The 11,694-nt window shown below is 40.3% G+C and carries 11 protein-coding genes, 1 other RNA gene and 1 other annotated feature; of the genes, 2 read left to right on the top strand and 10 right to left on the bottom strand.

Annotated elements, in window-relative coordinates:
• Positions 1-4: 4 nt before the first annotated feature.
• Together cymR and IHV11_RS04105 are read right to left on the bottom strand one after the other, a co-directional pair.
• Positions 5-424 (bottom strand): cysteine metabolism transcriptional regulator CymR, encoded by a 420-nt coding sequence (gene cymR, locus IHV11_RS04110; RefSeq protein WP_144698865.1) that lies wholly within the window; start codon positions 422-424, stop codon positions 5-7.
• Positions 357-1,067 (bottom strand): YczE/YyaS/YitT family protein, encoded by a 711-nt coding sequence (locus IHV11_RS04105; protein ID WP_328084053.1) that lies wholly within the window; start codon positions 1,065-1,067, stop codon positions 357-359. The genes cymR and IHV11_RS04105 overlap by 68 nt, the downstream gene beginning before the upstream one ends.
• Before the next feature lie 155 nt (positions 1,068-1,222).
• Between IHV11_RS04105 and IHV11_RS04100 the strand changes: the two genes are divergently transcribed.
• Both IHV11_RS04100 and IHV11_RS04095 read left to right on the top strand, forming a co-directional pair.
• Entirely contained in the window at positions 1,223-2,557 is a 1,335-nt protein-coding gene (locus IHV11_RS04100) for an AAA family ATPase (protein ID WP_197193777.1), read from the top strand.
• Positions 2,558-2,681: 124 nt separating this feature from the next.
• The gene (locus IHV11_RS04095) at positions 2,682-3,527 is read left to right on the top strand and encodes an RsfA family transcriptional regulator (RefSeq protein ID WP_197193776.1); all 846 of its coding nucleotides are present in this window, start codon (positions 2,682-2,684) and stop codon (positions 3,525-3,527) included.
• A gap of 316 nt (positions 3,528-3,843) precedes the next feature.
• On the opposite strand, the gene IHV11_RS04090 is transcribed toward IHV11_RS04095, so the two are convergent.
• From IHV11_RS04090 to IHV11_RS04060, 8 genes are all read right to left on the bottom strand, one after another.
• Positions 3,844-4,611 (bottom strand): tRNA threonylcarbamoyladenosine dehydratase, encoded by a 768-nt coding sequence (locus IHV11_RS04090; RefSeq protein WP_197131234.1) that lies wholly within the window; start codon positions 4,609-4,611, stop codon positions 3,844-3,846.
• A gap of 117 nt (positions 4,612-4,728) precedes the next feature.
• A non-coding RNA gene (ssrS, locus tag IHV11_RS04085) (6S RNA) lies at positions 4,729-4,909 on the bottom strand.
• A 91-nt stretch (positions 4,910-5,000) separates the two neighbouring features.
• Positions 5,001-6,779 carry an aspartate--tRNA ligase gene (gene aspS, locus IHV11_RS04080; RefSeq protein ID WP_197189507.1) on the bottom strand — a complete coding sequence of 593 codons (1,779 nt, stop codon included), beginning with the start codon at positions 6,777-6,779 and terminating at the stop codon, positions 5,001-5,003.
• Positions 6,780-6,793: 14 nt separating this feature from the next.
• Positions 6,794-8,062 carry a histidine--tRNA ligase gene (hisS, locus tag IHV11_RS04075; RefSeq protein ID WP_197131238.1) on the bottom strand — a complete coding sequence of 423 codons (1,269 nt, stop codon included), beginning with the start codon at positions 8,060-8,062 and terminating at the stop codon, positions 6,794-6,796.
• Between the two features lie 32 nt (positions 8,063-8,094).
• Complete coding sequence (locus IHV11_RS21340) at positions 8,095-8,220, bottom strand: hypothetical protein (protein WP_255520105.1); 126 nt, start codon at positions 8,218-8,220, stop codon at positions 8,095-8,097.
• Between the two features lie 146 nt (positions 8,221-8,366).
• Positions 8,367-8,599: a binding site (T-box leader), on the bottom strand.
• Between the two features lie 43 nt (positions 8,600-8,642).
• The gene (locus tag IHV11_RS04070; protein WP_197131240.1) at positions 8,643-8,816 is read right to left on the bottom strand and encodes a hypothetical protein; all 174 of its coding nucleotides are present in this window, start codon (positions 8,814-8,816) and stop codon (positions 8,643-8,645) included.
• 66 nt (positions 8,817-8,882) lie between these two features.
• Positions 8,883-9,326, bottom strand: coding sequence for a D-aminoacyl-tRNA deacylase (gene dtd / locus IHV11_RS04065; protein ID WP_197193775.1), 444 nt, complete (start codon positions 9,324-9,326; stop codon positions 8,883-8,885).
• 22 nt (positions 9,327-9,348) lie between these two features.
• Positions 9,349-11,532 (bottom strand): RelA/SpoT family protein, encoded by a 2,184-nt coding sequence (locus tag IHV11_RS04060; protein ID WP_197131245.1) that lies wholly within the window; start codon positions 11,530-11,532, stop codon positions 9,349-9,351.
• Between the last annotated feature and the right edge of the window lie 162 nt (positions 11,533-11,694).

The raw sequence follows: 11,694 nt of genomic DNA, 5'->3' as shown, positions 1-11,694 counted from the left end.
CTTCCTATATATAAAACATGTAAGCGTCCTGTGCGCCCTCATCTTCATAGTTTGCCAAATCTTCAAGTGTTGTAGAATCTAATACATCTTTTACAGCATCTCGAATTTTGATCCAAAGATTTCTTTTTGCGGGCTCTTCATCATCCAATACTTCAACGGGAGAGATAGGTCCTTCAAGTACACGAATGATGTCTCCAGCAGTAATCGTGGATGCTTCTTTTGCCAACATATACCCACCATATGCACCGCGGATACTCTTAACAAGTCCTGCATTTCTAAGCGGAGCAATAAGCTGCTCTAAATAATGTTCGGATAGACTATATTCTTTTGCGATTAACTTCAATGCGATCGGACCTTCACCTGATCTCTTTGCTAATGCCATCATGATGGTTAATCCGTACCGACCTTTTGTTGATATCTTCATATTGTTCACTCCGTTCTAAAACAAACTTCACTAATTTTTGGCAATACGGAAGGGTCCTACCCACGATTGCTCCTATCGTTACACAAAAAAGGATCGTTCCAAACGAAACGGGTCCTTTTAACATCCAACCAAAAAACAGAACAACAAATTCCATTAGAAGTCGGATATTTGAAACTTTCATTCCTGATTTTTCTGTAAGAGCGAGCATCAAACTATCTCTTGGTCCTGCACCGCAGTCTGATGAAATATATAGCCCGATACCAAAACCTAAGATTAAGATTCCAATGATTAAGAACATCCATTTCCCAAAATCAGTTACAGGATCATGAAAAAAAGGAAGCCATAAATAAAAGTCAATAAACAAACCAACAGACACCATATTTAAAAAGGCACCTGATTGAGGTTTCTTTTTTGTTAATAAGGATGTAGCTAAGATGACGAAGAATCCCATAATGATCGACCATGTTCCGATCGATAGTCCGAACTGTGCAAACAGTCCGATATGAAGAACGTCCCACGGAGCACTTCCGAGGTCTGCCTTAATCATAAGGGCGATTCCAAAGGCCATAATAAATAATCCAATAAAAAATACAGACCACTGAAACAAAAACTTGTTCCATCTTGAATGCTTTTGGTCTTTCACTATGCAAAATCCTTCCCCTATTAAGTTGTCTCATTTCGTTTGATTCCATAAATCTAAAGCTTATTATAGCATGAAATCATTTCAACTTGCATGATGTACTATTGTATAGTATTGTCATATGACGATTAGAACAAGTGTACGGAAGGATGATTGTAATGGACTTGTTTTCTTATAAAGATGAAAGCTCCCATTCTTTAAAAAGACCTCTTGCTAACCGCATGCGCCCAAGAAAAATAACGGAATTTATCGGTCAGGAGCATATCGCTGGAGAAGGTAAGCTATTAAGACGAGCGATCGAAGCCGATCAGCTCACACCAATGATCTTTTTTGGACCTCCAGGAACGGGCAAAACAACTTTAGCAAAAATCATAGCGAATTCTACATCTGCATGGTTCGAACAACTTAATGCAGTTACATCTGGAGTGGCTGATCTTAAAGTCATCATGGGAGCTGCGAGAGAACGTCTATTATTAGAAGAAAAAAAGACGGTGCTCTTTATCGACGAGATACACCGTTTTAACAAAAGTCAGCAAGACGCTCTCCTTCCATACGTGGAAGACGGATCGGTTATTTTGATTGGCGCAACAACAGAGAGCCCAATGTTTGAGATCAACCCCGCTCTCTTATCAAGGTCTCGGTTGTTTCGCTTTGAACCACTAACAGATGAACATATAGCGAAAGTGATCACGCAAGCTCTTTCTGATAAAGAAAGAGGATATGGCAAGCATCCGATCACCATGGAAAAAGATGCAGTCGATCATATCGTATCTATTTCAAACGGAGATGCAAGAACAGCACTTAATGCGGTGGAGCTTGCTGTGTTAACAACCAAACCAGATAAAGACGGCAACATTGTGATCACACTAGAAATTGCTGAAGAATCTATTCAACAAAGAGTCCTTCAATATGATAAAAAAGGAGACAACCATTATGATACAGTCTCCGCTTTCATTAAAAGCATACGCGGATCAGATCCTGACGCAGCTCTGTATTGGCTTGCGAAAATGATTTATGCTGGCGAGGATCCTCGCTTTATTGCTCGAAGACTGCTCGTTCATGCTGCAGAAGACGTCGGTCTAGCTGATCCAAACGCGTTATTAGTTGCCCATGCTGCTAGTTATGCAGCTGATTTTATTGGCATGCCTGAAGCTCGTATTCCACTTGCAGAAGCCACATTATACCTAGCAACTGCTCCAAAAAGTAATAAAGTGATAACAGGAATCGATAAAGCGCTTGATGCAGTGAAAAAAGAAAAAACAGGACTCGTTCCCATCCATCTTCGTGATGCTCATTATAAAGGAGCAAAACAGCTTCAACATGGCGCGGACTATAAATATCCACATAATTTCGAAGACGGATACGTACCTCAAGAATATCTACCGAAACATCTGCAAGGTAAGACTTTCTATGAGCCCACTGAACGTGGTTTTGAAAAGAATATAAAGAAACGTCTCGACTATTTTAATGATCGTAAGAAAAAAGGAAAGTAAATCTATGAGACTTTATAACTTAGCAAACTAGCAAAAGTTCTTCAGAAGTGTGTATAGGATTCTCTCTGATTGGTAAACATGAAAATATCAAATGAATATTTTTGTAGCTAAGGAGAGGATTACCGTGTCAAAAATCAGACAGGACGCCTGGTCAGAAGAAGACGATCTATTGCTTGCCGAAACGGTCTTACGCCATGTCCGTGAAGGAAGCACACAGTTGCATGCTTTTGAAGAGGTTGGAGATAAATTAGAGCGTACGAGTGCAGCAGTTGGTTTCAGATGGAATGCAATCGTAAGAAAAAAATACGAACAAGCATTAAAGATCGCTAAAAAACAAAGAAAAGAACGTCAGCGTGCACTAGCAAGGTCTCAGCAGCAGCAACAGTCGAAACCTGCAGCTAAGCCAGTACAATCGAATATTGCTCCACAGATGCATGATGATGAAACCTATCATCCTGAAGAGTTCTTCAAAACACCTTTTACGTATGAAAGAAACACAACAGCACCAGCTCCAGTAGCTTCGACACCTGCAGTTTCAGAACAACAGAGTTTTGTTCAGCAACCAGAATCAGAGGCGACAGAAGTTACAAGCTTACAAGGGTCACAACAACATTCATCACCAATTGCCTATAGTCAGCCACAAGCTAGTAATGAAAGTAGTCTTACACTTGATGAAGTCATAGATTTCTTAAGTGGGTTAAAGCGAAACGGTACTTCGAGTGGCAAGCTCGTTCAAGAAAACATGGAACTTCGTCTTCAGATGAACGAGTTGATGCAACAGAACAAAGTGATGAAAGATCAGCTTTCTGTTCTTGAGAAAGAGCACCAAACGGTTCAGGAAGATTATCAAGCATTGATTCAGATCATGGATCGCGCAAGGAAAATGGTATTGTTCCAAGACGAAGATACGAATCCGAACGTTACCTTCCGCATGGACAAGAACGGAAATCTAGAAAAACTAGCAAAATGATAATAGATGACTCATAGGGTTAAGCTTTAATCCCTGTGAGTCATTTTTTTGTGTGGATTTTTGCTTTAAAATCGGATAAATTATTTTATCTCCGGAATTATTTTGTTTATACGTGGATATATTTCAAATTACCCTGTAATTATTTGAGATTACCTCGTAATAATTCGTAGTATTCATTTAAGAAGGACATTTTCTTCGTAACGTCCTACTGAAAAGCACAATTCCCCTCAACCACATTTATAAGTAATAATAAATTTATGAATAGACGAAAAAAAGCCCTGACTATAGATCAGTCAGGACTCTTCTTCAATAAAATTTATCGGACTCTTTCAATCTTAATATTGTTATCTTCAATAATTTTGTTGATCACGTAACCTGCCATATAAAGTCCTGAAACAGATGGAACAAATGCGTTTGAAGATGGCGGCATCTTCGCTTTTCGAATGCCAGGAGCGTTCTCTGGTACGATCTCTTTACGAATTTCTTCGCGGATCTGGATTGGTTTTTCATCTGAGAATACGACTGGAATTCCTTTTGTGATTCCTTCTTTTCTTAGACGCTGGCGAATAACCTTTGCGATCGGGTCATAGCTCGTCTTAGAGATATCAACGATCTGAAGGCGCGTTGGATCCAGTTTGTTCGCAACTCCCATGCTCGAGATAATCGGAATTTTGCGGTTCAAACATTCTTTCATGAGGTGGATCTTATAGGAGATCGTATCAGAAGCATCAACTACAAAATCAAGTCCATATTCAAAGATTTGTTCATACGTTTCTTCCGTATAGAACATCTTAAGAGCGATTACTTCACACTCCGGATTAATAAGCGCGATTCTTTCTTTCATAAGATCCACTTTTGGCTGTCCAACGGTATTTACAAGTGCATGTATTTGACGATTCACGTTCGTGATATCGACATCATCTTTATCGATAAGGATCAAACGTCCAACTCCTGAGCGAGCTAGTGCTTCAGCTGAAAAGGAACCTACTCCCCCGATTCCAAGCACCGCAACAGTTGAGTTTTTTAAGACCTCTATTCCATCTTTTCCAATGGCAAGTTCATTTCTTGAGAACTGATAAAGCATATTTAGCGAAATCTCCTTTCAGACGTGCACATAAAATAAAGAAAATGCATCTTTATCAGCATATCCACTTTTGAAAACAAAATCAATATGGTTACTTGGTTTTTTTCGCACAAAAAAATGAGCCCCAAAAATGCCGTATACCCTTAGTTTTGAACCTGCTCTCGCAGGTGGGTGCCCTGTTTCGCATTTTGTCCGTCCCCTAGCTTTCAGGGCATGGACGCTGTGTGAAAACACAAACTCCCTAATACTTAATGTTGGCTCAAAACTTTCGGGTTGTTAACGGTCACCATAGGACCCATCGCTTAAATTCATACTATCATACGAGTAATTCAAATACAAGACAAAATGTGTCTCTTTTTAAGACGATTCGTATTTTTCTAAATATTCACTTACTTGGTTTCTTGTTTCACTTTAACTGACAGGTGTAGTTCATCAAGCTGTTTTTCATTTACAGCAGATGGTGCATTCGTAAGTAAACATGATGCAGAAGCAGTTTTAGGGAAAGCAATCGTGTCTCTTAAGTTACTTCTACCAGCTAATAACATCACTATACGATCAAGCCCTAGCGCTATTCCACCATGTGGAGGCGTTCCATATTCAAAAGCCTCTAAAAGGAATCCAAACTCCTCACGCGCTGCCTCCTCGGTGAATCCTAATGTTTTAAACATTTTTTCTTGAACATCACGTTGGTAGATACGCTGAGACCCGCCACCTAGCTCATAACCGTTAAGAACTAAGTCGTACGCTTGCGCTCTTACTTCAGCAGGATTGGAATCCATTAAGTGAAGGTCTTCTATCTTCGGCATCGTGAATGGATGGTGCAGCGCCACAAAACGATCTGCATCCTCATCGTATTCCACAAGAGGGAAATCAACGACCCATAAGAAATTGTGTTTTGATTGATCGATCAGATCTAAATCTTTTGCTAGCTTTTGTCTTAACGCACCTAGGCTGTCTGCTACAACGGACGGCTTATCTGCTACAAACAACAACAGATCTCCCTCTTCTGCTTGTAGTGCGTTCGTTAAGTTAGCTGCATCTTCTTCGTTAAAGAACTTTGAAATAGGTCCTTTTAACCCTTCTGCTTCGACTTTCATCCAAGCAAGGCCTTTCGCTCCATATCGAGCAGTGAATTCAGTCAAACCATCAATATCTTTTCTAGAATAATTTGCTGCCTTGCCTTTAACGTTGATCGCTTTAACCTGACCGCCGTTTTCAACCGCTGCTGCAAATACTTTAAATCCAGAATCCTTAACGATTTCTGATACGTTGATAAGCTCTAGGCCGAAACGCGTATCCGGTTTATCTGAACCATAACGATCCATTGCTTCTTTATAAGTCATTCTTGGGAATGGCTTTGGAATCTCTACACCTTTTACTTTTTTAACGAGCCCTGTCATCATCTCTTCCATCATAGCTAAAAGAGGTTCTTGACCCATGAAAGAAGTTTCGATATCGACTTGTGTAAATTCTGGCTGACGGTCTGCGCGCAGATCTTCGTCTCTAAAACAACGAACGATCTGATAGTATTTTTCAAAACCTGAAACCATCAAAAGCTGTTTAAATAATTGTGGAGATTGCGGCAATGCATAGAATTCGCCAGGGTGCACACGGCTTGGTACTAGATAGTCACGCGCTCCTTCAGGTGTGCTCTTCGTAAGCATCGGCGTTTCCATCTCCATAAATTCATCGTTCTCTAGGAAGTTACGGATATAGCGAGTTACTTCATGTCTCATCTTCAACGTTTCCTGCATGATCGGACGGCGAAGATCTAGATAGCGATACTTCAATCGAATGTCTTCTGTAATGTCCATATCTTCGCTGATGGAGAAAGGTGGTGTTTTTGCACTGTTTAAAATCTTAACTTCTTCTCCAGAGATTTCAATCTTACCCGTATTCATAGCTGGGTTTACCGTGCTTGGATCACGCTCAAGCACTTTTCCTGTGATCGTTAAAACATATTCACTTCTTACTTTTTCAGCCGTTTCTAATGCTTCAGATGAAACTTCTGGTGAGAATACGATCTGAACAACTCCAGAACGGTCACGCAGGTCGATAAAGATCAGTCCACCTAAGTCACGTCTTTTTTGTACCCATCCTGTTATTGTTACTTTTTCACCGATATATTGTTCTGTAATCTTTCCGCATTGATGTGTGCGATATTCCATGAGATGTGTCCTCCTTATTTGCCTTGCTTCAAAAATGTGCTCAACTTCTCGATCGCTACTTCTGATTGTTCTCCAGAATCCATATTCTTCACGTTGATGATTCCTTTTGAAAGTTCTTCTTCACCTAAAATAGCTACAAACTTCGCCTTCAATCGGTCAGCTGCTTTAAATTGTGCTTTCATCTTTTTATCTAAATAATCTTTGTCACTCTTTATCCCTGCTTGACGAAGCTGACTTAAGATCGCTACTGATTTTTGTTTCGCTTCATCACCAAGTGCAACAACGTAACAATCTAATTCTTCTTCTGTTTCAAGTGTGACACCTTCTGCTTCAAGTGCTAATAACAAGCGTTCTAAGCTCATCGCAAATCCTATGCTTGGCGTAGCTGGTCCTCCAAGGTCCTCAACAAGACCATTGTATCTGCCGCCCCCACTAAGTGTTGTGATGGCTCCAAACCCTTCAGCCTCACTCATGATCTCGAAAGCAGTATGGTTATAATAATCAAGTCCACGTACGAGTGTTGGATCGATCACATACTCGATGTTCATCGCATCTAAGCTCGTTTTCACTTCTTCAAAATACGTTTTTGATTCTTCGTTTAAGTGTTCAAGAATTGAAGGAGCGCTCTTCATGAGCTCATGATCTCGATCTTTTTTACAATCTAAAATTCTTAAAGGATTCTTCAATAAACGATTTTGGCAATCGGAACAAAATTCCTCGATTCTAGGTTCAAAGTGTGCGATCAAAGCTTCCTTATGAGATTTGCGACTCTCAGCATCACCTAACGTATTCAACACAAGACGGAGCTTATTCAAGCCGAGCTCTTTGTATACCGTCATCGCAAGTGAAATTACCTCTGCATCGATGGCAGGATCGGCGGAACCCATCGCCTCAATACCAAACTGTACAAATTGACGATATCGACCTGCTTGAGGTCTTTCGTATCGAAACATAGGTTGAATGTAAAACAGTTTTACAGGCTGACCTGGTAATCCAAACAATTTATTTTCAACATAAGAGCGAGTTACAGGCGCTGTTCCTTCTGGTCGAAGAGTTAAGCTGCGGTCACCTCGATCATTGAACGTATACATCTCTTTTTGAACGATATCTGTTGAGTCTCCTACACCGCGTTGAAACAGATCAGTGTGCTCAAAGATCGGTGTTCGAATCTCTTTATAATTGAATCGAGCTGATACTTCTTTTGCTTTTTGTTCGATCAGCTGCCATTTTTCTACTTCTCCTGGGAGTATATCTTTTGTTCCCCTTGGAATGTTAATACTCATTTTCTTTCATCCTCCCGTTTTTTGGTTGTTCGTTAAAGATAAAAGGCTGTTCTCTTCTCAATGTTGCTCTTGTAAGTGTTGATTTCCATTACAGGTGCTCGCTTTCCGCGGGGCAGGCGGTGAGCCACATTCGTAAGTTTCACTTTTAAGTGTCTCACCTGCCCACCTGTCCCGCAGGAGTCTCGCACCTTTCACTACAATCAACGAAGTCAGCGAAGATTAAAATAGAAACAACCCTTTAGAAGATAGCCTTTTATAAAAAAACAAATAAAAAAATCCCGTCCCTTATGAAATCAGTCATTTCATAAGGGACGGGATTTTCCCGCGGTGCCACCCTGCTTCGAAGCTATAAAAAGCTTCCTCATTATGCAAGTAACGATTGCCCACGTGTAACTCTACTGAGGTCAAAACTTAACCGTTCGAATTAAAACCTATGAAGTGTCTTTCACTTTATCATCAGGGAGAAATACTTTCAGCCATGGTATCTCATCTCTAACCCTGTGGGGTAAAGCTACTTTTCTTCGTCATCAGTTTTCATTTTGGAATTGTAGATTATCATACTTTTAGATGGGGTGTGATGTCAATAGTTTTCGCGTTTTATTTTTTTCTTTAACTGATTGACTTGATATAGATTCATTCCAAATTCTTCAGCAAGCTCCATATCGTTTGCTGATTTTTCGAGAGAAAGAAAATCATGAAAGCTCAGCTGCTTCCATTGAGGGATCCCTTCTATGCCTTTCCGGTTCTGCCTCATAAAAAAACCTCCACCTTTTTTTGATTTAGTCTTTCCATCAAGGCGGAGGTTTCATTCATGTTCAATTTATATTTTAGAGTCCAAGATTAAGGTTACTGGTCCATCATTCGTAAACGAAACATCCATCATCGCACCGAATACACCTGTCTCCACATGTACTCCTAAGCTTTTAAGCTTGTCGTTAAAATAGTCATACATAGTAATGGCGTGATCAGGTTTAGCGGCGTCCATGAAATTTGGACGTCTTCCCTTTTTTGTATCTCCATATAACGTGAACTGTGAAATAGAAAGGATGCTTCCTTCTGTATCTTTTAATGAATGATTCATCTTTTCATTTTCATCTTCAAATATACGAAGATTTACGATCTTTTCGGCTAAATAATCGGCATCTTTCTCTGTATCTTCATGTGTAACACCAACTAAGAGGACAAGCCCTTTGTCAATTCTGCCCTTAATATCAGAATCGACTAAGACCTTCGCCTCTTTAGCACGCTGTAATACTACTTTCATTGCAGAATCACTTCCTTAAATCCTATTGCATCAATCTTCTAACCGCATATATGTCAGGAATTCTTTTAATTCGTTCGACCACTTTTTGAAGATGACTTACGTTGTGGATCGAGATTGACATACTGATGGTAGCCATCTTGTTGCGATCTGACTTGCCGCTTACTGCTGTAATATTCGTTTTCGTTTCTGCAACTGCATGCAGAACCTCATTTAGAAGGCCACGACGATCAAATCCGTTGATCTCAATGTCCACATTATAATTTTTCGGTTGCTCCAGATTACCTTCCCATTCAACAGGTAAGAGACGTACTTGGGCATCTTCATTGTGTACGTTGACACAATCCTCACGGTGAACAGATACACCACGACCTTTTGTGATATAACCGACAATGTCATCTCCAGGAACTGGATTACAGCATTTAGATAAACGAATCAGCATATTATCGATGCCTTTAACTACGATACCAGAATCTGTTCTTCGCTTTGGTTCAGGTTTTTCAGCAGAATCTCTTATCGCATCAAGCAGCTCGGAATTATCCGGGTCCTGTTCTTTTTTGCGTCTAACCTTATCCGTTAATCGAGTGGCAATCTGTGCAGCCGTAATACCGTTATACCCTACAGCAGCGTACATATCTTCTTCGCCTGCAAAGTTATACTTTTGAGCGACATATTGAATGTTGTCGTTCGTAAAGATGTCTTTCAGATCGTATCCACGATTCTTGATCTCTTTTTCAACAAGCTCTTTGCCTTTTGCGACATTCTCTTCTCTTCTCTCGCGCTTAAACCATTGGCGAATCTTGTTTTTCGCATGAGAGCTCTGTGTGATCTTCAGCCAATCCTGACTCGGTCCGTAGGAATGTTTGCTCGTTAAGATCTCGATAATATCTCCCGTTTTCAAACGATAGTCTAACGTGACCATCTTGCCGTTTACTTTTGCACCAATGCATCTGTTACCAATCTCGGTATGAATGCGGTATGCAAAATCGATTGGAACCGATCCTGACGGCAGCTCATAAACATCTCCCTTTGGAGTGAACACGAACACCATATCAGAAAAAAGGTCGACCTTAAGTGATTCCATAAATTCTTCAGCATCCACAACATCGTTTTGCCATTCTAGAATTTCACGGAACCAAGTTAATTTATTTTCAAATGAGCTAACAGGAGCTTTCGTTGCTCCTTCTTTGTATGCCCAGTGTGCTGCAATCCCGTATTCAGCAACGCGATGCATATCAGACGTTCTGATCTGGACCTCGAGCGGATCGCCTTTTGGTCCGATTACCGTCGTATGAAGGGACTGGTACATATTTGCCTTTGGCATGGCGATATAATCTTTAAATCGGCCAGGCATCGGCTTATAGGCTGTATGAATAATACCAAGAGCTGCATAACAGTCTTTAATATTCTGTACGATGATTCGAACAGCTAAAAGGTCATAGATCTCATTGAACTGCTTTCCTTGTTTAGCCATTTTTCGATAGATGCTATAGATATGTTTCGGTCTTCCAGAGATATCTACCTGAATGTTAACTTCTTTAAGCTTACTCTTCATCTCATCCATCACTTGATGAACATACTCTTCCCGTTCAGCACGCTTTTGCTGCATCAAGTTAACGATTCTGTAGTATTGCTGTGGATTTAGGTATCTTAAAGAAACATCTTCAAGCTCCCACTTTATTGTCGAAATCCCAAGGCGATGGGCAAGCGGAGCGAAGATTTCAAGTGTCTCATTCGCTTTTTGTATCTGCTTTTCTTTTGGCATATGCTTTAATGTGCGCATATTGTGAAGACGGTCTGCCAGCTTGATCAAGATACAACGAATATCTTGTGCCATAGCGACGAACATCTTCCGGTGGTTCTCAGCCTGCTGTTCTTCTTTAGACTTGAATTTGATCTTCTTAAGCTTCGTTACACCATCAACAAGCATTGCCACTTCTTCATTGAACTGAGTGGAAATATCTTTGAGTGTTATCGGTGTATCTTCAACTACATCATGAAGAAACCCTGCTGCTACAGTTACAGGATCCATCTGGAGATTCACCAGAATTGCTGCTACTTCAACAGGATGATGAATATAGGGCTCTCCCGATTTACGGAACTGTCCCTCGTGTGCATTTCTTGCGTATTCATAAGCCTTCGTGATGAAGCTTAAGTCGTCTTTTGAAAGATAGCTCTCCGCTTTTTGCAATACTTCCTCAATCGTCATGGAATCACCTTACGTTGTCATTGTATATTGCTTCTATTATCGTTAAATTGACCCTTCATGTAAAGCAAAAAACGAAATTTGTCGAATGATTGAGCAGATTTTGTGACAGGATTGTAAAAAAAACAATTTTTTAGAGGGTGGTTGATTTCCGCTCCAGGTGCT

This window comes from Fictibacillus sp. 26RED30 (assembly GCF_015903845.1).
GTDB lineage: Bacteria > Bacillota > Bacilli > Bacillales > Fictibacillaceae > Fictibacillus > Fictibacillus phosphorivorans.
Note: the sequence above shows the minus strand (reverse complement) of the source record. Positions and strands in the feature narration are given on the sequence as shown.